The sequence below is a fragment of the Paenibacillus sp. FSL R10-2199 genome, from assembly GCF_038000235.1.
Classification (GTDB): Bacteria; Bacillota; Bacilli; order Paenibacillales; family Paenibacillaceae; genus Paenibacillus_AQ; species Paenibacillus_AQ phytohabitans.
In genome coordinates, this window is the sequence record NZ_JBBOBO010000001.1 from 626,443 (window position 1) to 649,077 (window position 22,635).

Here is a 22,635-nt window from a genome sequence, read left to right on the forward strand (position 1 = left end):
TAATTTCAAAGGACAGATTCGAAGGTGTATGATGCTGCTTGTCCCTACTCTGAATGAGCACAGCGAAATTCCTTACTATATACAGCTCTATGATTATTTTGCAAAAGAGATTATCGGCGGCGCTCTCCCCAGTGGTACACGCCTGCCTTCCATCCGCCGCCTGGCGGCATTATGCGGTATCAGCGCCACTCCTGTCGAGCTTGCCTACCAGCAGCTGCTTGCCGAGGGCTTCATCGCCAGCAAACCGCGCAGCGGTTACACTATCCTGCCAGTCCATAGGAATGGCAGCCCTGCAGAAGCCGAAGAGCGGCCACGTCCGGCTGTCCGTTCCATTACTCCGCGCGATTCGCGGCAATACGCATATGATTTCCACATGTCACGGAATGATTTCTCTTTATTTCCGCATAAAATATGGCGCAGCCTCTACCAGGAACAGCTCGCGAATCCGCACCTGCTCCAGTATGGTGATCCGCAGGGGGAGCCTGCGCTCCGCGGGAGCATTGCCGCCCATTTGCGGCAGTTCCGTGGGCTGCGCTGTACAGAGAAGCAAATTGTGGTCGGCGGCGACCAGTATACGCTGTGCTCTTTGTTATGCCTAATGCTTAAAGAACGGGTGACGCGGCTCGGAATAGAAGACCCGGGGTATCACCTGCTGCCCGCAGCATTCAAACGCGGTGGTTATGAGATTATGCCCATTCCGCTGGAGGAAGACGGGCTGGTGATAGAGAAGCTGTACCGAAGCGGGGCTAACGCCGTATACATCTCCCCTTCCCATCAGTTTCCCAGAGGCATGGCGATGCCGGTAGCCAAACGCTTCGCCTTGCTGGATTGGGCCCGGTCAGCGGGCGGCTATATCATTGAAGATGATTATGACGGGGAGTTCCGCTATCATGGACGGCCCATTCCTGCGCTTCAGGGACTTGAAGCGGACAGTCCGGTAATCTATATGTGCAGCTTCGCGCAATCGGTAACTCCTGCCCTGTGCATTCACTATATGGTTCTGCCGGAGGAGCTGCTGCCGCTCTATCACAGCCTGAGAAGCGAGCTGTATCTGGAGCACTCGGCTTCGCGGCTGCATCAGATTGCGCTGCATTATTTTATGGAAAGAGGGCACTTCGAGAAACATCTGCGCAGGATGCGGCTGCTCTATCAGCGCAAGCATGACCTGCTTCTGCGCTCGGTCCAGCGCTATTTCGGCGATGCAGCAGCCGTCAGCGGACGGGATGCCGGATTTCATCTTCTCCTGACCCTGAAACCGCCCGCAGCGGGCAGTGCACGGGAGCTTGCTGCAGCAGCGGAAGCCGAAGGTATCCGTGTTACGCCTATGTCGTATACGTGGTGTGATACGCCGGACTGCGATGAACCGGAATTCATTCTGGGCTTCGGCGGGATTGCCGAGGATCTGATTGATGAGGGAATCCGCAGGCTGGCGGAAGTGTGGCTGGGATAGCATTTTAACGATGCATAATTACCTATGATGAGGTGGAATTACAATGACACTGGCACATTTCCTAGGAGCGGATTGGCCGCTGCCGACCGGATATTTCGGCTATAATTATTCGTACCAAAAGTACTCAGAAATTCACCTGACGGATGACAAGAACGCACTTCATAATATTATAGACTTATCTCATCTGAATGACACCAAGGTACAGGTGTATGAAACCGAACTGGATGCTGTAGGGCTAGAGATTGGAGAGTTCCTCTACCCGCCCTTCAGAGAGAACAAGATCATCACTAAGCCCTATGTCTACGGCTTCAATGGCGAGGCTTGCAATATCACTGAGGAAATCCGCGCGGGTTATCCTGAACTCTACCAACAAAACTTAAAGTGCCTAAACCTGCTGCTCTCCCTCATGGACGAACGTCTGTCTGAAGGAGAAAGTATAGAGATATACTCCTGCTGGGATAGTGAGACGTGGATGGAACGCAATGCATTGCTTGATCGGGCTCTTCATCTGCCATCCTTCGATCCGCTGACAGAGTCTATAGAATTTGTAGATAAACAGCTTATAACTATTACCAAATAAAGTGTAGACTCTATCTATCTTGTCCGCCCGGGGTCCATCTGGATACATAAATACTTAATCATCAGCCTGTCCCTCTACTTATATTGCGCCAGCATTCCCGCCAGCGTCCGCTTCACCTCCGCCACCAGCTCCGGCGGCTCCTGTACTGTGGCCTCATTGCAGAGGCCGATTACGAAACGCGCGAAGAAGCCCAGATCGCTCTGCGGGATATCCCCTTCCAGCCAGCCCGTGCCATCCCCGCGGATATGCAGCAGGGGTGAGGACCATACCTCGGCTTCGCAGGCTTGTACGCCTCCATTCCCCAGTTCAACGAACAGCCGGACAATGCTTTTATCACCCTGCTGAGTTTGACTGCTGTAATCATCCTTATTTCCCAAATGGACATGCTTCAGATCAAGCGCTTCCGGCCCCGATTCGCCGTATCCGGCAAACTGAATCCGGTCGCAGCGGAATACACGGATATCGCCGCGCAGGAAGCAATAGGCCGGGCAATACCACAAGCCATTATGGGCGTAGATGCCCACTGGCTGAATCCATCTCTCCTTACGCTGCCCCTTCGTTTCATAATCGATCAGCAGCACCTTTTGACCGGTGGCCGCTTCCAGCAACAGAGACAGATAGGGGAACTCCGCCTGTCTCGCCGGGGTGAGGAAATCAATCCGGTTCTTCATCTCGTCAATCCGGTCACGGACATCGCCGGACATATAGTTATAGAATTTATGCAGGGCAGCTAATGATTCCTCCTTGAAGGGGAGATACTTGTAGTGGCGCAGGGCATGGCTGGCGAAAAAAATCGCCACCGCCTCCTCCTCCGTGAACGCGATCGGCGGCAGAATTCTTTCGTTCAGCACCTGATAGCCTCCATGCGGCCCCACTTCGGAATAGAGCGGAACGCCTAACTCCCCCAGCTCCTGCAAATCCCTGAGGATGGTCCGGGAGGATACATTGAATTCGTCGGCCAGCTCTTTGACGGTGAATTTCCGCTTGCGGTTGACGGTCATCATCAGGTCCAGCAGCCTTTTGGATTTAGACATCAGCTTCACTCCATTTATTATTATATTCATGACAATACCTGTCACTATTATAGACTACACTATAATTAAAGCCGGTTAGTACAGGCAAATCAAATTCTAAGGAGCGATTTAGACATGACCCTGCAAGTAAATCCTTTTATTCTGGTGGACGGTACAGCAAGTGAGGCGATTGCCTTTTATCAGGAGGCGCTGGGTGCAACGCTGCTCTTCAAGCAAACTGTGGGCGAAGGCCCGCAGAACCCTGACTCCCCGATGACCGAACTGGAAAAAGCGCGTATAGCCCATTCCGTCCTGCTGGTGGGTGAAACCAAGTTTTTCGTCGCAGATCAGGAAATTGGCCAGCCGCTGAGCCATGGCAATGGCATCACCATCTGTATCACAGCGGATACTGCGGAGGAAGCGCAGCAGCTGTATGACTCGCTCAAGGCAGGCGGAACGGTTGATATTGAGCTGGCTCCGGCTTATTTCAGCCCCGCCTTTGGCATGGTTACCGATAAGTACGGTGTATGCTTCCAGATCTTCACGAAGCGGGCGCATTAAAGCTCAAGCGGGCTGGGGTGAACCCCTCAGGCGCAGGATACAAAAAGCACTGTCTCCCGGAATCTCCGGTGAGACAGTGCTTTTGGCCGTCACGGCTCCGCACCAGCCGCGCGCTAATATAATGCCCGCCACAAATAGAAGGTGGCGTATGCCTCCCAGCCCTGCCAGGGCTGGGCCAGGACGAGCAGCTCCGCAGGCGTCGGCTTGCGGTCCATACCGGTGAGGAACTTGATCACGTTCTGCAGGCCGACATCGCCGACGGGATATGAGGAGCTATCCCGCAAGCAGCGCATGCGTACATACTGGGAGGTCCACGGCCCGATCCCGCGGATCTGCAGCAGCCGCTGCTCGGCGGCGGCCGGAGACGGAAGCGCCAGCAGCTCTTCACGGCTCAGCTCTCCGCTTGCAATCAGCGAGGCTACTGTGAGGATTGTCTGTGCTTTGCTGCGGGTCAGCTGCAGGGCGCATAGTTCTTCGATCTGCACCTCCGAGAAGACCTCCGGTCCGGGGAACCGGTAGTAGGTCCGGCCTCCCCACTCCAGAGATTCTCCATACACTTCGGTCAGGCGCTGCTTCAGCCTGTAGGCAAAAGCCAGGTTCACCTGCTGGCCCAGAATCGCCCAGCATAACGCCTCGAACAGATCCGGGATGCCGATAATCCGCAGCCCCCGGTGCTGAATTGCCAGCGGCCGGAGCAGCGGGTCCGCTTCTGCAACCCGGTAGAACGGGGTAAGATCGCGGTCCAGATCGAACCACTCTACAATATAACGGGCCAGCCATTCCTGCTCCAGGACGCCGGGGACAGCGCCGTGCAGCCGGGTTACGCTCAGCCTGTTCCCTTCAGGCACACTTAACCGGATTAGGACCGGGCCATCCTCCAGCTTGAACATCCGGGTCACTCCCGAGTCATCCGTCTGGAACAGGCATTCCAGCGGCGAACGGTTCATGTACTCCAGACAGGCGTCCAGGTTGAAATCTTCCGGCAGCGGCAGCTCAAAAAGCAAATCGTTCATGGCCCGCCGCCTTCACATTTAGAATCCCTTCCAGTTGAAGCAGCTCCTGCTTCAGCTGCAATCCGCCCCGGTAACCGGTTAAGGTGCCGTTCGCACCGATCACCCGGTGGCAGGGCACAATGACCGGCAGCGGATTCTGCCCGTTAGCCGTGCCGACAGCCCGGACTGCCAGCGGTCTGCCAATCCGTGCGGCCAACTCCTTGTAGGTTGCAACCTCACCATGCGGGATCGTAAGCAGCCCCCGCCATACCTCCTGCTGAAACGGAGTGCCCCATAAATCAAGCGCAAGACTATTGAAATCGACCGTTTCTCCATCAAAATAACGGCGCAGCAGCTCTATAACCCCAAGCTGCTCAAACCGCCCGGCACCCTCCAGGAATTCATAGTCCGGAGCATACATCTTCAGCCAGGCGGCCGGCAGCTGCCCTCCATCCTGCGGATAGGACACGCGGATAAGTCCCTTGCTGCTGGCCCATAGGGTCCACTCCCGATTCCCGAGATTCAGGGTATGGTGATATATCGTGTGCCGGTTCGGACTCTGGTTTATATTCATATTCATCCTAATTTCCTCCCTCATTATGCTTACTGCGATATTCCGTAGGGGACAGACCGGATTTCTTGACGAACCAGGCTGCGAAGTGGGACGCGCTGCGGAATCCAACTGCCTTGCCTACATCGGCAATGCCTGTATCCGTCTCCGCCAGCAGCCTGCGGGCTTCGCCCGTGCGCAGTTCATCCAGTCTGGCAGCAGGCGACTGGCCGGTTACCCGCTTGTAGGTCCGCTGCAGATGGAACGGGCTGACCTTCAGCTGCTCCGCCATCGACTGCAGTGTCAGCTTGCTCCCGAACTGCCCGTCCATAATGGCATCCGCCTGCGACGCCAGCACGGCATCCGGCCGGAGGGTGCCGCCTTCTTCGGGGCGGCATCTTTTACAGGGCCGGAATCCCTCGCGGACAGCCTCCTGCAGGGAGCCGTAGAATACCACATTGGCTGCCTTCGGCGTTCTTGCCCGGCAGGAAGGCCTGCAGACAATACGTGTCGTCAGCACTGCTGTATAGTAAACACCGTCATAGGTCGGCTCACGCCGCACCACCGAATCGTAAATACGCTCAAATAATTGCGGCTCCATCCTGAATCACCTCTTACCGCCAGTATAAACGATTCGTTTTGGCTTATGCAGCATATTGGAATAGGAGAGCAAGATTACGACAGCGTGAAGGGGCAGCTGGAGATGCAGATGTGCCTGTAGATGCACGTTTGCTGGCCTGCTGAAGTTACAGTGTTAAACACTTCGATTAGATAGTGATTAGCGTATCTCTCCCTGCGGACTGAGATTCCGCTAATTCTCACAATCCGGGCTTTTTCCGCGCCACGCGGACTGTAAAGACCTTATTCCCTGCTGTAAGGGGTAATTTGAGGGGGAATACGGAAAATAAAGGATCTGTAGTCCGCGACAGCTGCCAGACTGATGATTTCAGTAAAATAACGGAACTGTAGTCCGCAAGCGGAGAACTACCCGGGCTTTTGTTCGCGGCGTGTCCAATCTGCAGCCCTCAATGTACAATTCGGTTGAAATACCCCTTATTCTATGCAATAATCACTGGCGGTAAATAGAATTAAATTCCATTGAAATGTATAAGCTACGTCTCAATTTAATAGGAGGACTCAGAGGCTAATGCACCTGTCAGATATCCGCTACGAACGCTTCAGTAACAAGGACTACTCTACCGCCAGAGAATTATTAACCCAGGATGCGGAGACTGGCGCAGACCTCCTCCGGTTGCTTGATGAAGAACCGGAAACGTTTATTTGCGCTTTTATTAAGGATACACTTGTTGCACTGGCTCAAATGGAAGCGCCTGCACATCAGTCACATTTACAAGTGTTCGTCGCTCCCCGGTATCGCAGACAAAGAATCGGCACGGCGATGGTGCAGGCTGCCGAGACACAGTTGCAGGCAGGCGGAACCCGCGCGGTCAGCACCTCCTTTCGTTCCGTGGCTCCAGCATCTCCCGGGTTTGCCCGTAAGCTCGGTTACGCTCCATATTACTCACTTGTTTATATGCAGCGGACCGGCGGTTTCTTTGCTCAGGAGGAGGCTCCCGTAAGGCTGTATACAGATGAGGACTTTCTTCCAGCCCACTCGCTCTATGCCACTGCATTTCATGAAATGCGCGTCCGTGTCGGCTGCTTCCCGGATTCTGTAGTTGCCCAGCCTAATAAGGGCAGACGAAACGCCTGGAGAGCGGACGCGGAAGACCGGTTTGTCTATGAGTTCAATGGGGAAATCGCCGCTTACAGCCACCTTCACGGGAATGAAATCAGCAGTGTCAGCGTACGTTCAGACCTTCAGGGACGCGGGATCGGACGAGAGTTTGTGAAGTACCTATGCAATGAGATCTATCAGCGCGGCCATGCAACCGTCGTTCTGTGCTGTGTCGTTGGGAATGAAGCCCGGCAGCTCTATGACAGCCTCGGGTTTCAGGAGACGCATATTACGGAGTATATGAGAAAACCGCTGGGAAGCGTGTAAAAGGTCTGCACCAATTAAGAGTCTACAAAAGCGTTCTGCAACGAAGTTCTAGAGACCAGTTGCGGACTAAACCCTCTGGAGGTCTGGTCGCTTGGCTAAATGAATGACCACAAGTTGTAATCCACAATCCAATAGAGAACGGAGCGGTAAACAGTATGAGTAACCTGGGATCACGGAATATCAGTGTGGTAACGTTGTTCGTTGAGGATCTGCCTGGCACCATGGGATTCTATCAGGAGGTTTTTGGTCTTGAAGAGGTGTACGCGGACGAGAATTCGGCCGTCTACGATTTCGGCAATATGAGCATCAATCTGCTGCACATCTCTGAAGCTCCCGGGCTGATTGAGCCCGCTGCCGTTGCCGGCCCCGCCTCCGGATCACGGTTTCAGTTCACAATCCGCGTGGAGGATGTAGATGCGGTATGCACAGAATTAACTGCACGCGGCGTAAGCCTGCTGAACGGACCCATGAACCGGCCTTGGGGCATCCGCACAGCCAGCTTCGCAGACCCGGCAGGACATATTTGGGAGGTTGCTCAGGAGCTGGTATAAGCTGAGGCTACGGATGGACAAATCAAAGCATTCCCGGTCAGGAAAAGCTCTGCCGGTTTCTCTACAATGAAATTGAAAGGAGAGGTGAGGATTTGGAAACGATCCGATTGCTTCAGCAGGCGATTGATTATGTGGAGCAGAACTTGAGCTCCGCCATAGGAGTTGAGGATATCGCCGGAGCAGCGATGACTTCGAAATACCATTTTCAGCGCATGTTCCATGCCTTGACGGGCTTCACCGTTACTGAATATGTACGCAACAGGCGGCTTACCTTAGCGGCGGAAGAGCTGGCCGGAACGGACAGCAAGGTGATCGATATCGCGCTTAAATATGGTTATGAGACACCGGAGTCCTTCGCCAAAGCGTTCCAGAGAATGCATGGGGTAACCCCGCAAATGGCGAGAAAAAAGAACGTGAAGCTCAAGTCGTTCCCCCGAATCTCCTTTCAAATTCAGATCAAAGGAGAAACCGAAATGAATTACCGGATGGTGGAAGAGAAGGGTTGCCGCGTCATTGGAAAAGAGGTGATCGTTCATAAGGATGCTTACACAGAAATACCTGCATTCACGGAGAAAATCTGGAAGGACGGGACGCATGACCGGATTAACGAATTAGCCGGAAGACCCGCAGGTTCGCTGCTGTTCGGCTATTATTACGACTTCAGCGAGGACGGAACCAAACGTTATCTGATGGGAATCGAACTGCCGGAAGGACAAGAGGTCCCACAGGAGCTTGACACCCTGACTGTACCTGATCAGACTTATGCCGTATTCGATAGCCGTGATACTTTTCCGGATGACGCGGAGATAGGACTGGAGATTCTGAATGTGTGGCGGAGAATTTATTCCGAATGGTTCCCTTCGGCAGGCTTTGAGCAAGTGGAAGGACCGTGCATGGAGAGATACTACTGGACCGATGACAGCCATGAAGAATCGATCTGCGAGGTTTGGATTCCGGTGGCTAAGAAATAAAATGCTTTGGACCTGATTATATATATTTGACAGAAAACTATAAGTCTATATTTCAGCGGGAAATGCTGTTAACCTGAGGGTGCACCCGGCCGGGAGACGCTAAAGCACGAGATGAGGTTAGGTTACGTATGGTCAGTCAAGAACTGCTGGTCCAAGCTGCAGACTCCTTTGGTTTTGATGTGAAGACTTTGGTCTTCATCAGCGACTCTTGCAATGAGGTATACCGGTTTACCCTACACAATCAGCCTTACATCTTACGATTATCTGCGAAACCCCATGCATATAATGCACAAATAAAAGCTGAAGTAGACTGGGTCTGTTATCTGGCACAGAACGGTGTGCGCGCCTCCCTTCCTGTTCACACCTCGGATGGGCAGCTCACTGCTGTTTGCAGACATCAGGAACAGCGTTTTATTGCTACAGCCTTTCATATGGCACCCGGACGTTTTTTTGATAAAAGCAATCCGCAGCTGTGGGGCCCCCCGATATTCAGAAAATGGGGAGAAGCCATGGGGCAAATGCATCTGCTTACCAAGTCCTATCCTGCTGCAGACGTTGCCGAAAGAAGAGCTGACTGGGGAAAGTGGCATATTAATAATCCCAATCTGAACCAGGGTCGTTACCTGATCCTGCTGGATAAGTTGAAAGCCCTGGAGGATTCAATCTCCAATTTGCCCAAAGATGCTGCATCGTATGGATTGATCCACAATGATTTCCATCCATATAATTTCCACATCGATAATGGTGAGATTACGGTATTTGATTTCGATGACAGCATCTATGGCTGGTATGCGCTTGATATTGCCATTGCAGCAACTCATGCCGTATGGTGGGGCTCCCCGGCGGATGACCGGCATTCCAAGCATGAGTTTGCTGAACGATTCTTAATTGAATTCCTGTCGGGATACTCCAGGTATAATGTTCTCGCCAGTTACTGGATTCAGCAGATCCCCATGTTCATGGACTACCGGAATATATGCTCTTATTTCTGGTGGCTGAGCAGCTGGGACGGGGATGAGATTCGGCTGTCTGAAGCTCAGCAAGCTGCAATTGCCCATGCCGTTCATCTTATTCAGAGTGGCCAATCGTTCGGTGGCTGCGATATCAAATTATAGCTTGGCAGAAGCCTGTTCACTGAGTTGTGATTAAGTGGAAAAACGTATCTTAATTTAGTTGTTTTAGCGGGTCCGCGGCAAATAAATGGATAAACGGCATTTAATTTCGAGCTTTCCTCGGCTTTGGCTTATATGAAGAAATTTAAGTGCTGTTTTTCCAACTGTTGTTTTAATAGGCGCTCTTCGATAATCAGCAAGTGGAGAAAATCCAACTGCTATGTTTCCGGACGATTCAATGTTCGCCCGTTCCCGTCTATACTTTAAAAAGACCCTCCGGAAACAGCCATAGCGGCGGTTTTCGGAGGGTCTTGCCAATGTGATTGCTGCGGCTTACGCATGCAGAAACTCCAATATATCTAATTATCGTTGTTATCCGATGTTATTATACCACTGCTTCCTGAATCTTAGCATCTATAGGACCCTCTGCTGCCGGCGGGTTCTTTTTCTTCATATAGTCGGAATAGTAGGCGGTTATGATTGGAACCAGAATGGACGTTACGATAACCGAGGCGGCTACCAGCGCCGTGGCTGTCTGGGCTGCGGGCAGGAACTCCGGCTTCATATTCGCCACCAGCATAGGGTTGGCGACAGCAGCTCCGGCAGTACTGGAGGCAGCAAGTCCGGCGGTGCCGTTACCGCGGCCGATGAATTTGTCGGCCAGGATCAGCGGAACGCCTGTAATAATGATAACCACTACGCCAAGCAGAATACCAAGCAGCCCAGTGTCAACGATAACGCCGAGGTCAATCGAGCTCCCCAGTGCGAAACCGAAGAACGGAATAAGGGTCTGGGTGGCTTTGCCGAAATAAGCACGCAGGTCATGATCCAGGTTACCCAGGATGAAGCCGATCAGGAACGGAAGCACAGCGCCGATGAAGAGATGCGGTTCGAATACGGCAACACCGGTGCTGCCCAGAATAAGCATCGTTACAAGCGGGCCGGATTCAAGTGACATCAGCACGAATGCTCCTGATTCTTCTTTGGTACCATACTGCTGCATGATGGAAGCGTACAGGCCGCCGTTGGTCATATCCATGGCGGAGATGATGGCGAGGACTGATAATCCGGCGAAGAAGCCGGTTTGCACACCGCCCTCAGGCAGGAACTGGATCGCGATCATAGCTACAACCCATGCTACAGCAATCTTGGTTAATACAAGCGTACCCGATTTGCGGAGTACCGTTCCGGTTGCTCTTACATCAATCGCTGCGCCCATACAGAAGAACCATACGGCCAGAATCGGCACAGTTCCTGTCATCAGGCCTTTGGTGAAGCCTCCGAAATATTCGCCTGCATCAGGAAAAGCGGTGTGAATGATCGCTCCCAGGAACAGTGGAACCAGCATCATTCCGCCGGGAATCCGATCTAATGTCTTTTTGATTTTCATATGATTACCATACCTCTCTTACTCATAATGAGTTTATATAATATTGAATATCATGCTTATTGTTCCTTATGAAGGCGCAGCAAACCAGCCCCAGCAAATCCCCGTTCACTACAATCCTGCTAGTCAGCAAGCGGGTTTCCTGAGATCACTTTGCCTGATGGCGCTTTCACATTTCGTACAGGTTACCTGCGGCTTAGTCCGAGCTCCGGAATCATTTTGGCGAATAAATCATCGCTTTCCTTAAGCTGTTTCGAGAAGGCTTTGCCGTCCTTCACCAGCAGTCCAAGTCCGTTCGACTTCATATATTCGCGGAAAGCCCTGTCCTCGGTCCCTTTGATAAATGCCCCGGCCAACACTTCCGCAATGGCATCCGGCGTATCCTTCGGCACAGCAAGTCCTCTCCATGTACTGGTGAAGTTCACATGTATTCCGGTCTGCTCTTCCAGAGTCGGCACATCCGGCAGCGCCTCTGAGCGTTTATCGGCGTTAACCGCCAGTGTCCGCAGCTTGCCTTCATCTACATACTTCTTCACCTCGGCGGGACTGACCGGCACCGCGTCCACGAATCCGTCCATCAAAGCGGAAACGGCTGGCCCTGCGCCTTCAAAAGGAATATGTGCAAACTTCACACCTGTCTCCCGTTCCAAGGTTACGGCGGCCAAATGCCAAATGCTCCCCGTTCCTGCGTTTCCCATTTTGAGTTCCTCTGGATGCGCTTTCGCAAAGTCGAGAAATTCATTTACGTCTTGCCATGGCGCGTCCTGTCTTACGGTAATGGCGGAAGGATCAAAATTCGTCTGTGCGATGGGTTTGAACTTCTCATAGGTAATCGGCAATAGTCCCAGATGGGGAAGAATCGTCAGCTCGGCCGGCAAAAAAGTGACGGTATAGCCATCGCCCTTGGCGCCCGCGCCTTCCATAAGTCCTACTGAGCCTCCGCCGCCCGTCCGGTTGACCACAATAATCGGCTGGCCCAGCACCTTCTCTGTCGCTTTGGCGAGTGCTCTTGCCGTGGTATCAGTTCCTCCGCCTGCCGCATAGGGCACGATCAGTGTAATCGGCCGCCCGGGAAAACCGGTGCTGGCATTCTTCTGCTCCGCATCGCCCGTCAGTTGAATGAAGGTTCTAAGGATTAGCAGAACTGCGAGTACTGATGCTGCCCAGATTCCTAGTTTGGTTGTCCGCTTCAAAACCATCCCTCTTCTCTATTAACAGTAATCGGGCAGCCTGCTGAATCTTATGCTGGCCCTGCGCCCGCTGCTTCACCCCCGAATTCTCTGAGCATCAGCCGCCCTTCCGGGGAGCTGTGAAAGTTTTCTCAAATAGAACTTTATCGCATTCGGGGGTGTTCCTTCAATCGCATAATCTTATTCTGAATCCTCAGAAACGCCGGAATGGCGCGGTTTTGGCCGATCTGCATACTCTTTGGAAGATTTGCTGTTCTCCCGGAACTTGCCCGGAGTCGTTGATTTAATCTTACGGAATACACGGATGAAGCTGTTCTCATTCTGGTAACCGACCTGCAGCGCAATATCGGCGATCCGCAGGGTGCTGTCCTGCAGCAATTCACAGGCTTTATCAATTCTGAGGTTGGTCAGATAGTCATACACGGTTGTTCCGGTCTCTTCCTTGAAGATCGTACTCACCGAGGACACCCCCATATTCACATGGGAGGCGATATCCTGAAGTCCGATATTGAACTGCAGATTCTCTTCCATATACTTGATGAGATTCTGTACAAGCAGGAATTCCTTCGATTGCCGGTGTGCTCCGAACGCACCGGCCATATGAACAGCAATGCTGCATAGCATGTCCTCAATCCCGTGAAGCTCCATCGTCGACACCTGATGCCAGGTGTAGTCAGCCAGCTCGGCAGGCAGCGGGTATCCCCCGGCCGCCGTTATATGCAGAATCTCCTCCAGAAGGTCATCGACGGTGCGGAATACTTTTTGCGGCTGAATTCCTTTCTTGCGGGTCTCAGCCGACCATCTGCGGATCCACTCCTGCGCAGCCTGGGCGTCTGAAGACTTCAGGGCACTCAGCATTTCCTGCTTCCAGGCATCATCAGCCGCCCCGCTGCTCTCTTCATATTTGTTCTCCGCATGTGAATACACACGGACATGGGCATAACCTTCATATAACCGGTAGGATAGAGCCAGCTGCGCCTCTGAATAGGAACGCGGCACCTGGGCAATTGCCCCGGCCTGCTCGCCGATGCCAATGGACACCGATATATTAAGCACTTCAAGAATAAGGTCGGCCAGCTTACGCGCCTCTGTATATAACGGCTTCTCTTCGCGGCCTTTGGCCTGCAGCAGGATGACCAGACTGTCCTTCTGCGGTGCCGCGATGACGGACCGCCACGAAGCTTCGAAGTATTCGTGCACAATGTTGATCATTGCGTACTTGAGCAGCAGCTGATCTTCTTCTATGAACCCCGCCGCCCATTGGGTATGACGGTCAATAGACAAGGCGAGCGTCTCGAACGGACCTTCCGTCCAGCCGCCAAAATAATGTTCAAATTTCGTCTGCGTCTCCTGGGTGCCGATACTTCGCGTAATCAGATCCTGCACGAACTTGGAACGCAGCTCCGGCAGGCTCCAGTCCGCAACCAGCGATTTGCTCTGGAAGTCACCGACCAGCTTGCCGATAACCGGCTCCAGATCATACAGACCGCCTTGCCCGGCCGCCTTCTGTTCGGGAAGCAGCAGCTTGTTAATCCGCTTGAGCGGCCGGAAGGCCGCAAAATTATAATAATAAATAGCGGATAGACCTACGGCGATCGAGATCAGGGACAGCATCAGCATCATATTGCGCGCGATCTTCACATTCTTCAGCAGTTGCTCCATCGGTACCAGCGAAATCAGCCGCCAGCCGGTCACATTCGAGAAGGTCTGGTTGGCCATATAGGCCTGTCCGCCGATCCGGACATGGGCAAACGGGCTGACATCAATATCCTCCAGTACATTCTGCATGTCCGCCAGCGGGAACGGAAGGTTCAGCTTGGGATAGATCAGCTCCCCCTCCAGGTTGTACACCAGCTGATAGTTCGAGAGATGGGTATACATTTTGGAGAAAAGCATATCGTAATCGAGATCGATCAGCACCGCGCCGGTCACTTCCCCGTTCTCTACAACCGGCCGGGCCAAAGACAGCAGCTCTGTTTCTCGGAGACGGGAGTCGGTGCCGGTGTACAGCCTTCTTTTGATCAGAAGCGGCTTCTCCTTAATCTCCCCGATCCAGGACTCCCAGGCATGCTCCGGCGCATGCTCCCAGGAGGATACGTAGCCGTAGCCGCTCGAGAGGACGGAATGATCCTTGAACTTGATCACGCTGATGGCATGCACATCCGGCTCTGTCGCCAGCGTCTTGAGATATTCCTGCGGCTCTGCGGCAATGCCGGCATTGTCCCCGGTAGCGGCTTCTATATATTTCAGTACAGCCGGGTGAAAGGATAAATCGACCGCTTTGTTATCGGATTCGCGGAAGGCCCGGTTCGTCACATCTACGTTAATCTGCAGCAATTCGACATTCGGTGTATTAAGCTCGGTATCCAGTGCGTTGCGGTACTCTCTATAGGAGAATAACCCGATCAAAGTGATCAGAAGTGATACTCCTGCCGTCAGCATCAGAATGAGCCGGTTTTGTTTGTTGTTCAGCAGATATTTCAATTTAAATCGCAGCATTGCCTTAGCTTCATCCTTCCGGCGTTCTCTCTTGGTCCAGACCTTAGAGTAGCATGTTCACCTATACTTCAATATGGAGCATGTCATACCCTTTAAGATTTTAAGCATTTACGGATAAAATACACAGAAATGATATAATGAAAGGAATGATTCAATCCGAAACGGCGCTGCCGTCCTGTTTGCAGGGGCAGTACTGTTTCAACACCAATCTGCTACAGGAGAACGATAGCGATGCAGCCAAATTATGCCATGGATGATGCCGGATGGGACAACCTTATCTCGGATGTGGCCCGGATTTTTGATGATCTGACCCTTAAACGGGGGTTTCAATATTATAAACAAAAACGCGTGCATGCCTTCCAGATGAGGACGGACAGGAAAATCATGTCCATCGTTGAAGGCCGGGAGGATTATATGGTTGCCGTTGAGCTGGAGCATCTGCTGGAGAGCCGCTGCGACTGTCCGGTATCCGGCCCGTGCAAGCATATGGCCGCTGTGCTGATGTACTACGCGGAGCTTCAGGGCAAACCTGTACATTCGATTGCCAATGCCAAGGCACTTGTGGACATTCCCAAGATCCCTTCTGCCCCTGCTCAAGGAGTTCCGGGACGGCGCGGGGAACAGCTGAAGAAGCTGGAGGCGCTTATTCCAGAGGCCACTGTGCAGCAGTGGCGTGAATATATGGCACTCCTCATAGAGCCCCTGGCCCATACCGTGCGAAATCCGCAGTATGCCGACCGGGCGCTGGCCGCCATCTCCGGGGTCCGCCCCAAGCTGTCTCCCGCTGCCGCCCAGCTGTTCAAGCTTCATACTCATCTCTGTGTGCTGGAAAGCTTAGTTAAGCCTGGAGGACAGCCGCTGGCGGCGAACCTCTCCTCACTTGGTTATTCTGTCGGCTACTATACTTCAATTGCGATTTCCGAGCTGCAAAAGCATATCACGGACATGATGAAGAAAGGCCTGCCGCTGGCGGAGGCCCCTGAAGAATGGCCCAGAGTATACGATACAATCGCCTATCTGCGGGGCGAGATGCTGACGGAAGCCCGCGACCGTTCGCGGGATCAGCCCTACTTCTCTTACTGCTATACCCTGCTGTGGACCAATTGGATTACGCCGAATCTAAGCGGACCGGAGCTGTATGCCGAAGAGCTGGAGCATCTGCGGACGGCCGGACAAGCTCTGGGGGCTTCAGCCTCACGCCATGCCCTGCTGCTGGCTGAGAGCCGGATGTATTATTCTCTGCATGATGATGCCGCCGCTATGGAACAGCTGCGCGCAGCAGCCGAGCGGCCCGGACTGCACCCGGAGGAGCTGATAAGCTTCCTGGCCCCGCTGGCCGAAGCCCGGCAGTGGACACGCCTCACGGCATGGCTGGCAGAGATTGGCCCGCTGCTCAGCAGCCGGCTGTACAATCTGCAGGAGTACGCCGGGTACTGGGATGAAGCGGTCCGTCATCTGCCCGAAGCCGAGCCCCGGATGTGGGATACGCTGGCCGGTATGCTGCCGCTGTCGCGCGAGATCTATGAAGAGCAGCTGCTGACCTACGGCAAATGGCAGGAATGGATGGATATGCAGTTATCGGCCGGGCGGCAGCCTGCCGACTTCCGGGTCAGCGACCTGCAGCCGGTGGAGAAGAATGCACCGGAGCTGCTCCTGCCGTTCTATCATCAGGCTGTGGAACGATTCGTGCTGGACAAAAACCGGCACAGCTACAAAGCAGCGGTGAAGCTGCTGAAACGTCTGTCCAAGCTGTACAAGAAGCTGAAACGCGAAGCACGCTGGGAGGAATTCCTCGAAGCCTTCACGGACCGGCACAGCCGGCTGCGCGCTCTTCAGGAGGAACTGCGGAAAGGAAAACTGATTCCATGAACACAATGATGCGCAATATTACGGTCCAGCTCGCCTTAAGCCAGTATGGCGACGCGCTGATCTACGGTGTTGATGACCGGGATGATTATGTACCCGGCGTCCAGTTGAAGCAGATGCTGTTCGCCTGGCATGAAGAATCCTTCTATGGAACGGAGCTTACTACTTCGAAGGCGGATGAGGTCGAGCTCGTGGTGCTTCCTGCCGAGCAGGTGATTCCGTTCTTCGCCAGCCTGCGGCTGCTCCGGCATGTCGGCTGGAGCTGGCAGGGCGATGCCCAGCTCTTGAAGCGGCTGGCCCCGCTGCTGGCAGGAATGCTGGATAACAAGCAGTATGCACCCAGCTTCTCCGCCTTCCGGGAAGGCCAGCTCCGCTGGGCCTGGGAGGAGAAGGCGCTGGCGGAAGCCGCCGAAGGCAACTGGGACGATGCGGCGGCGCTGCATAGTCTTGAGGGACGCAGCGGGTTCGCCGAAGGTCTGCGGGCCGCCTTCTCTGCGGCGGTCTTCCAGCGCTATTACGGCACCGATGCGGAAGCCGGTGACCTGCGCAGTGAGTTCCCGCTGCTGTTCAGCGCGAGCCCGGGCAGTGCGGCCGGGATGGACGAAGACAGCTGGCTGATGTCCATCGGCTGGAAGGCAGACACCGCGCCGTTCCGGCCGGTGCTGCAGCTGCTTGAACCGGACGAAGAGCTGCCGCACTGGCGGCTCCAGCTGCTCCTGCAGGACAAGCGCGACGAGTCCGCGCTTGTGCCGCTGCGGCTCACCGGGGACGGCGAGCCGCATGGCCTGTGGCCCGCATCGTGGACAGAGCATGTCCACGAGCGCGCGGCCGGGTGGCTGTCACGGCTGCGTGACAGCCTTCCCGAGCACATCGGGCGCGGCGCCGATGTGCTGGCTGAACCGCTTAGCGACGCGGTCGCGTGGCGGTTCCTCACGGCCGACAGCCGGCTCCTGCTGGAGGCCGGCTGGCAGGTGCTGCTGCCGGCGTGGTGGGAAGCCGCCAGCCGCAGGAAGCCGCGCCTGCGCGCGAAGATCAGCTCCGGCACCGCCGAGGGCCGCGGGCAGTCGCTGTTCGGCCTCGATGCGCTCGTCGACTTCGACTGGCGCATCTCCATCGGCGACGCCGATCTCTCCGAGGCGGAGTTCGCCGACCTCGTTGCGCGCGGGGAACGCCTCGTCCAGTTCCGCGGCAAGTGGATTCCGCTGGACCCTGCGCTGCTGGCGCAGATTCAGCGGGCCATGGCCGGGATGGACAAGTCGCAGGGCTTGTCCTTCCAGGATGTGCTGCAGCTGCACCTGCTGAATAGCGGTGCAGACGCAGACGCGGAGGAGGCCGAAGCGCAGCGCGCCGAGGAGGAAGCAGCCCGCGTCCGGCTGGAGGTCGAGCTGAACGAGCATCTGGTCGGAATCATCGGCCAGCTCGGACAGCGCAGCCAGTGGCCGAAGCCGGAGGTTCCGGCCGGCCTCCATGCCGAGCTTCGCAGCTACCAGCATGAAGGCTATGCCTGGCTGGTATTCCTGCGCCGCTTCGGCCTCGGCGCTTGTCTGGCCGATGATATGGGGCTCGGCAAGACGGTGCAACTGATCTCCTACCTGCTCCACATGAAGGAGCAGGAGGCGGAAGCGGAAGCTTCCGGCGCACCGGTGGCCCGGCGGCAGACAGAGCCGGCCGGCTGGCCCTCGCTGATCATCTGCCCGACCTCCGTGCTCGGCAACTGGCAGAAGGAGCTGCAGCGTTTCGCCCCTTCCCTGAACGTGATGCTTCATTATGGAAGCAGACGGCTGGATGCCGGATATTTCTACGGCGCTGCTTCGCAGGCCGATGTGGTCCTCACTTCCTATGCTACCGCCGCGCTGGACCAGGAGTTGCTGAAGCAGTTCACCTGGGCGGCTGTATGCCTCGATGAAGCGCAAAATATCAAGAACGCCGGAACGAAGCAATCGGCCGCAGTGCGCAGCTTCCCGGCCCTGCACCGGATCGCCCTGACGGGGACACCGATTGAGAACAGGCTGTCCGAGCTGTGGTCGATCTACGATTTCATCACACCGGGTTATCTCGGCACTCCGAAAGGATTCCAGGACCGGTTCGCTAACGCCATTGAGAAAGAGCGGAATGCCGAAAAAACCGCAGACTTGCAGCGGCTGGTCAAGCCGTTCATGCTGCGCCGCAAGAAGAAGGACCCGGCCATTCAGCTCGATCTACCGGATAAGAATGAAATGAAAACCTACATTAATCTGACAGCAGAGCAAGCGGCGCTCTACGACCAGAACGTGAACAGCCTGCTCGAACGGATGCAGAAGCTGGAGGGCATTGAACGCAAGGGTGCCATTCTGGCCGCCTTAACCAGCCTTAAGCAGCTGTGCGACCATCCAATGCTGCTGACCAAAGAGGCGCTGCCCGAGCCGGAGGCCGGAGGCGTTCTGAACACCAGCGCCTTGATTGAACGGTCTGCGAAGCTGGAACGGCTGCTGGCGATGGTCCGCGAGCTGCGCGAAGAGAATGAGCGCTGCCTGATCTTCACCCAGTATGTCGGCATGGGCAAGATGCTGCAGGCTGTGCTTCAGCAGGAGCTGCAGGAACCGGTGCTGTATCTGAATGGCAGCACCCCGAAGAGCACCCGTGACCGCATGATTGAACGGTTCCAGGCCCCCGCACTGCCTGCCGGTGAAGCCGATGCCGCCTCCGGGTACCAGCCGTCCGATCAGCCGAATGTATTTATCCTCTCGCTCAAAGCGGGCGGTGTCGGCCTCAATCTGACCGCCGCCAATCATGTCTTCCACTTCGACCGCTGGTGGAATCCGGCGGTGGAGAACCAGGCCACTGACCGTGCCTACCGCATGGGCCAGACCCGGGACGTGCAGGTGCATAAGTTCATCTCGCTCGGCACGCTGGAGGAGAAGATTGACGAGATGCTGGAGAGCAAGCAGCAGCTCAGCGACGATGTGATCTCCGGCTCCGAGGGCTGGATCACCGAGCTGTCTACGGACGCGCTGAAGGATCTGTTCACGCTGCGGAGGGAATGGGTCGGTTAACGGAGTTCACCACTGCTCTGACATTCTAAAGGTTGCAGCCAGATTGTCCTCCCCGGCCAGTGAGCTGACCACCAGCGTGATTGGCTCCTGCTGCATGTCGTAGAGCAGCTGCTGATTTACCAGATTCACGGCAACATTCTGGTACGCACCCGATATGCCGGAGCCGATTCCTTGAGTGATGACCCTTCCGCCAGTAACTGCAGTACATGTATAGTTCACTTGCAGCGCCGTTTCAGTTACGGGAATAGCTGTAGTCGGCGTAGGATAGTTCACAAAGGCTCCGTTTACGCTTCCGCCGGCGATCACTTTATAGCGGATGGGGGTAGAGGCCAGAATCTCCAGTCCATCCGTTTTGATCTCGGCAGTCACCGCTTCAGGAATGGTCACTAAGGCACTTCTCCGGAAGCTGATGGCCGCGAAATCGCTATCAGTAACGGTGATATTGTCACGGAATTCCGAAGTGATCCGGCCTACGGCAATCGGCAGCATAGGAACGGGAATCCAGACCCCGCTGCTGTCAATCAGGAACACACGGACACGGACCTGCTCCTGTGAGTACACTACATTGAATTGGAAAAACGTCTGTGTCACATTATAGGTTTTGGTTACGACTTCCCTGTAATTCAATTCGAACAGCTCCTGGGCGAACAGCGTCGCCGGACTTACATCATTATTCAGCCCGGTTAAATAGACCACTCCTCTGGGGGTTCCATTGTTCACTACCTTCACGACAGCTTGACTGATAGGTCCTGCTCCCAAGGTAGGGTTCTTTGTTAACATGTTGGTTGTCAATACAGGCACAGCTCATCACCCTCCTATTAAAGCTATTTCATATATCATATGCCGAGCAGATTAGAAGTTTCTGGTTAATTGACAGCGGGAGACACTCCACAGCCCTCAGACGCTTCCGTAACTGGGCGCAGTTGCCATTTTATATCCGCTGTGCTAAAATCAACTTAACTTTTTTAGAACGGAGGGCTCAGTGTGATAGACTATATCCGGATTCGTAACTTACGCGGCTAATTACAGCTTCATAGCGCGAAAGCTCTGCCTTGTGCAGAGGACTCAGGATAGGTCTATCCATTTTTAGAGGCAGCCCATAGCTTGAACTTATACGCGGGACAACAGGATAATTTATAGCGTGAAGTCTATAATTTCCCTTGTATCTGAACGGAGAACCGAGGTTGCTCCGCCCGGCCCGGCGTATGCCTTTAGGAATTGCATCCCCATAGTGAATATACTGAACCGCAGCCCATGCCTGGCTGGAATAGAGAACTATTCCTCCCTGACGCTGCCGGTTCTTGGCTTCATATTATCTACGGGAGTGCCATAGCTGTAGAACTGTTATTGGTGTAACGGCTCTACAGGACCCTATTCTGTTGATCCTCACAATCCTTTTAGCACAGGCAGACTGCCTGTGCTTTTTTATGTCCAAATTTAACAATGGAGGTTGAACTATATATGGAATCCGTACAACAAAAAGCAGTCATCGTCGGTGTACAGCTGCAGAATGACAATAACTTCGATTACGCCATGGAGGAGCTGCGCAATCTGGCAGCCGCCTGCGAGATTGAGGTCGTGGCTGAGCTCAGCCAGAAGTCCAGCCGGGTGAACCCCTCGCATTATATCGGAACCGGCAAAATCCAGGAGCTGGCGCTGCTGATGGAGCAGCATGATGCGCCCATCGTTATCTTTAATGATGAGCTGTCGCCGTCCCAGATCCGTAATCTGGAATCAACGCTTGACCATCAGGTCATTGACCGGACGATTCTGATTCTGAACATCTTCGCGCAGCGTGCCAAAACCAAGGAAGCCCAGCTGCAGGTGGAAGTAGCGCAGCTGCAGTACATGCTTCCCCGCCTGACGGGCTTGCGCGAATCTCTGGGCAGACAAGGCGGCGGAGGCGGAACCGGCCTGAAGAACAGAGGGGCCGGGGAGACGAAGCTGGAGCTGGACCGCAGAAGAATCGAGGAGCGTATCTCCGTCCTCCAGACAGAGCTGCAGGCACAGGTCTCAAGGCGCCAGATTCAGCGTAAGCAGCGCCACAAGAATGAGGTGCCTGTCGTTTGTCTCGTAGGCTACACCAATACCGGCAAGTCGAGCTTAATGAATACGCTGGTGGAGACCTATCATCCCGGCTCGGGCAAAGGGGTCTTCGCCAAGGATATGCTGTTCGCCACTCTCGAAACATCAGTGCGCAGTATCGATCTGCCCGATCACAAAACCTTCCTGCTCACAGATACCGTCGGGTTCGTCAGCCAGCTGCCCCATCATCTGGTCAAGGCCTTCCGCTCTACACTGGAAGAGGTCACGGAAGCGGATCTGCTGATCCATGTGGTCGACATTTCCGATCCGCAGCATGAGCAGCATATGGCTGTAACGGATGAGACCCTGAAGGCGCTGGGCGCTGACGGCATTCCCACCCTGTATGCCTACAACAAAGCTGATCTGACGGACCAGCCTTATCCGCAGGTCCAGGAGAATTCTGTAACGCTCTCTGCGCTGAAGAACCGCGGAATTACCGAGCTTACGGCGCTGATCCGCAGCCGGATCTTTACCGATTATATTCAGTGTGAGATTCTGGTTCCGTTCGACCGGGGCAGCATTGTTTCTTACTTCAATGAGCATGCCGATGTGCAGTCCGTCAGCTATGAAGAGCAGGGCACACGTCTTAAGCTGGAGTGCCGGGCCGCCGATTATGAGCGGTTCCGGGGTGATTTTGTTGAGCTTTCGCAATAGAATCCTCTCTATGTAACAGGAGCAGGCCCCGGTAACTCTTACCGGGGCCTGCTCCTTCTGTTGTATATGGAAGCACTGGAAGCAGTGAATACTTCCGGCAGTAAACTCCTTAAAGACCCGCGGACAGCCGATCTGTC

General features: G+C 54.6%; 18 protein-coding genes. 10 read left to right on the top strand and 8 right to left on the bottom strand.

The window, feature by feature from the left end; translation table 11 throughout:
- Positions 1–28: 28 nt before the first annotated feature.
- Both pdxR and NYE33_RS02675 read left to right on the top strand, forming a co-directional pair.
- Positions 29–1,450, top strand: coding sequence for a MocR-like pyridoxine biosynthesis transcription factor PdxR (pdxR, locus tag NYE33_RS02670; protein WP_341064672.1), 1,422 nt, complete (start codon positions 29–31; stop codon positions 1,448–1,450).
- Between the two features lie 43 nt (positions 1,451–1,493).
- A complete protein-coding gene (locus NYE33_RS02675; protein WP_341064674.1) occupies positions 1,494–2,030 on the top strand; it encodes a hypothetical protein in 537 nt (178 codons plus the stop codon).
- A 74-nt stretch (positions 2,031–2,104) separates the two neighbouring features.
- Here the strand turns inward: NYE33_RS02675 and NYE33_RS02680 are convergent, their stop codons facing one another.
- The gene (locus NYE33_RS02680) at positions 2,105–3,064 is read right to left on the bottom strand and encodes a helix-turn-helix transcriptional regulator (protein WP_076243489.1); all 960 of its coding nucleotides are present in this window, start codon (positions 3,062–3,064) and stop codon (positions 2,105–2,107) included.
- A 114-nt stretch (positions 3,065–3,178) separates the two neighbouring features.
- On the opposite strand from NYE33_RS02680, the gene NYE33_RS02685 reads away from it, so the two are divergent.
- The gene (locus NYE33_RS02685; RefSeq protein WP_042132868.1) at positions 3,179–3,604 is read left to right on the top strand and encodes a VOC family protein; all 426 of its coding nucleotides are present in this window, start codon (positions 3,179–3,181) and stop codon (positions 3,602–3,604) included.
- A 113-nt stretch (positions 3,605–3,717) separates the two neighbouring features.
- Here NYE33_RS02685 and NYE33_RS02690 read toward each other — a convergent pair whose 3' ends face one another.
- Genes NYE33_RS02690 through NYE33_RS02700 form a run of 3 tightly spaced genes read right to left on the bottom strand, consistent with a single transcriptional unit; the run spans position 3,718 to position 5,747 of the window.
- On the bottom strand, positions 3,718–4,617 hold the full coding sequence (locus tag NYE33_RS02690) for a DNA-3-methyladenine glycosylase family protein (protein ID WP_042132866.1): 900 nt from the start codon (positions 4,615–4,617) through the stop codon (positions 3,718–3,720).
- On the bottom strand, positions 4,598–5,176 hold the full coding sequence (locus NYE33_RS02695) for a methylated-DNA--[protein]-cysteine S-methyltransferase (protein ID WP_256703812.1): 579 nt from the start codon (positions 5,174–5,176) through the stop codon (positions 4,598–4,600). Before NYE33_RS02695 ends, NYE33_RS02690 begins: the two co-directional genes overlap by 20 nt.
- A 1-nt stretch (position 5,177) precedes the next feature.
- A complete protein-coding gene (locus tag NYE33_RS02700; protein WP_042132865.1) occupies positions 5,178–5,747 on the bottom strand; it encodes a bifunctional transcriptional activator/DNA repair enzyme AdaA in 570 nt (189 codons plus the stop codon).
- 546 nt (positions 5,748–6,293) lie between these two features.
- Between NYE33_RS02700 and NYE33_RS02705 the strand changes: the two genes are divergently transcribed.
- The 4 genes from NYE33_RS02705 to NYE33_RS02720 all read left to right on the top strand — a co-directional run bounded on the left by NYE33_RS02705 (position 6,294) and on the right by NYE33_RS02720 (position 9,788).
- Positions 6,294–7,151: a GNAT family N-acetyltransferase gene (locus tag NYE33_RS02705; protein WP_076243487.1), complete on the top strand. Its 858-nt coding sequence runs from the start codon at positions 6,294–6,296 to the stop codon at positions 7,149–7,151.
- Positions 7,152–7,306: 155 nt separating this feature from the next.
- Positions 7,307–7,702 carry a VOC family protein gene (locus NYE33_RS02710; RefSeq protein WP_042132861.1) on the top strand — a complete coding sequence of 132 codons (396 nt, stop codon included), beginning with the start codon at positions 7,307–7,309 and terminating at the stop codon, positions 7,700–7,702.
- A gap of 92 nt (positions 7,703–7,794) precedes the next feature.
- Positions 7,795–8,673, top strand: coding sequence for an AraC family transcriptional regulator (locus NYE33_RS02715; protein ID WP_042132859.1), 879 nt, complete (start codon positions 7,795–7,797; stop codon positions 8,671–8,673).
- Positions 8,674–8,801: 128 nt separating this feature from the next.
- Entirely contained in the window at positions 8,802–9,788 is a 987-nt protein-coding gene (locus NYE33_RS02720) for a phosphotransferase enzyme family protein (RefSeq protein WP_042132858.1), read from the top strand.
- 382 nt (positions 9,789–10,170) lie between these two features.
- Here the strand turns inward: NYE33_RS02720 and kdgT are convergent, their stop codons facing one another.
- From kdgT to NYE33_RS02735, 3 genes are all read right to left on the bottom strand, one after another.
- A complete protein-coding gene (gene kdgT / locus NYE33_RS02725; protein ID WP_042132857.1) occupies positions 10,171–11,175 on the bottom strand; it encodes a 2-keto-3-deoxygluconate transporter in 1,005 nt (334 codons plus the stop codon).
- A gap of 182 nt (positions 11,176–11,357) precedes the next feature.
- Positions 11,358–12,371, bottom strand: coding sequence for a tripartite tricarboxylate transporter substrate binding protein (locus NYE33_RS02730; RefSeq protein WP_042132856.1), 1,014 nt, complete (start codon positions 12,369–12,371; stop codon positions 11,358–11,360).
- Between the two features lie 171 nt (positions 12,372–12,542).
- Positions 12,543–14,861: a helix-turn-helix domain-containing protein gene (locus NYE33_RS02735; protein WP_341064678.1), complete on the bottom strand. Its 2,319-nt coding sequence runs from the start codon at positions 14,859–14,861 to the stop codon at positions 12,543–12,545.
- A 231-nt stretch (positions 14,862–15,092) separates the two neighbouring features.
- On the opposite strand from NYE33_RS02735, the gene NYE33_RS02740 reads away from it, so the two are divergent.
- Positions 15,093–16,730, top strand: coding sequence for an SWIM zinc finger family protein (locus NYE33_RS02740; RefSeq protein WP_042132854.1), 1,638 nt, complete (start codon positions 15,093–15,095; stop codon positions 16,728–16,730).
- Entirely contained in the window at positions 16,727–19,759 is a 3,033-nt protein-coding gene (locus NYE33_RS02745) for a DEAD/DEAH box helicase (protein ID WP_076243480.1), read from the top strand. The genes NYE33_RS02740 and NYE33_RS02745 overlap by 4 nt, the downstream gene beginning before the upstream one ends.
- A 6-nt stretch (positions 19,760–19,765) precedes the next feature.
- On the opposite strand, the gene NYE33_RS02750 is transcribed toward NYE33_RS02745, so the two are convergent.
- Positions 19,766–20,539, bottom strand: a complete 774-nt coding sequence (locus tag NYE33_RS02750) for a hypothetical protein (protein ID WP_156118507.1) — start codon at positions 20,537–20,539, stop codon at positions 19,766–19,768.
- A gap of 681 nt (positions 20,540–21,220) precedes the next feature.
- Between NYE33_RS02750 and hflX the strand changes: the two genes are divergently transcribed.
- On the top strand, positions 21,221–22,498 hold the full coding sequence (gene hflX / locus NYE33_RS02755; protein WP_042132851.1) for a GTPase HflX: 1,278 nt from the start codon (positions 21,221–21,223) through the stop codon (positions 22,496–22,498).
- Positions 22,499–22,635 lie beyond the last annotated feature (137 nt).

What these genes read in the sequence shown, in the direction of transcription:
- NYE33_RS02745 (WP_076243480.1), top strand. Translation starts at nt 16,727, where the DNA reads ATGAACACAATGATGCGCAATATTACGGTCCAGCTCGCCTTAAGCCAG.
- NYE33_RS02700 (WP_042132865.1), bottom strand. Translation starts at nt 5,747, where the DNA reads ATGGAGCCGCAATTATTTGAGCGTATTTACGATTCGGTGGTGCGGCGT.
- NYE33_RS02750 (WP_156118507.1), bottom strand. Translation starts at nt 20,539, where the DNA reads ATGTTAACAAAGAACCCTACCTTGGGAGCAGGACCTATCAGTCAAGCT.
- NYE33_RS02720 (WP_042132858.1), top strand. Translation starts at nt 8,802, where the DNA reads ATGGTCAGTCAAGAACTGCTGGTCCAAGCTGCAGACTCCTTTGGTTTT.
- NYE33_RS02675 (WP_341064674.1), top strand. Translation starts at nt 1,494, where the DNA reads ATGACACTGGCACATTTCCTAGGAGCGGATTGGCCGCTGCCGACCGGA.
- hflX (WP_042132851.1), top strand. Translation starts at nt 21,221, where the DNA reads ATGGAATCCGTACAACAAAAAGCAGTCATCGTCGGTGTACAGCTGCAG.
- kdgT (WP_042132857.1), bottom strand. Translation starts at nt 11,175, where the DNA reads ATGAAAATCAAAAAGACATTAGATCGGATTCCCGGCGGAATGATGCTG.
- NYE33_RS02730 (WP_042132856.1), bottom strand. Translation starts at nt 12,371, where the DNA reads ATGGTTTTGAAGCGGACAACCAAACTAGGAATCTGGGCAGCATCAGTA.
- pdxR (WP_341064672.1), top strand. Translation starts at nt 29, where the DNA reads ATGATGCTGCTTGTCCCTACTCTGAATGAGCACAGCGAAATTCCTTAC.
- NYE33_RS02735 (WP_341064678.1), bottom strand. Translation starts at nt 14,861, where the DNA reads ATGCTGCGATTTAAATTGAAATATCTGCTGAACAACAAACAAAACCGG.
- NYE33_RS02710 (WP_042132861.1), top strand. Translation starts at nt 7,307, where the DNA reads ATGAGTAACCTGGGATCACGGAATATCAGTGTGGTAACGTTGTTCGTT.
- NYE33_RS02685 (WP_042132868.1), top strand. Translation starts at nt 3,179, where the DNA reads ATGACCCTGCAAGTAAATCCTTTTATTCTGGTGGACGGTACAGCAAGT.
- NYE33_RS02695 (WP_256703812.1), bottom strand. Translation starts at nt 5,176, where the DNA reads ATGAATATGAATATAAACCAGAGTCCGAACCGGCACACGATATATCAC.
- NYE33_RS02690 (WP_042132866.1), bottom strand. Translation starts at nt 4,617, where the DNA reads ATGAACGATTTGCTTTTTGAGCTGCCGCTGCCGGAAGATTTCAACCTG.
- NYE33_RS02705 (WP_076243487.1), top strand. Translation starts at nt 6,294, where the DNA reads ATGCACCTGTCAGATATCCGCTACGAACGCTTCAGTAACAAGGACTAC.
- NYE33_RS02740 (WP_042132854.1), top strand. Translation starts at nt 15,093, where the DNA reads ATGCAGCCAAATTATGCCATGGATGATGCCGGATGGGACAACCTTATC.
- NYE33_RS02680 (WP_076243489.1), bottom strand. Translation starts at nt 3,064, where the DNA reads ATGTCTAAATCCAAAAGGCTGCTGGACCTGATGATGACCGTCAACCGC.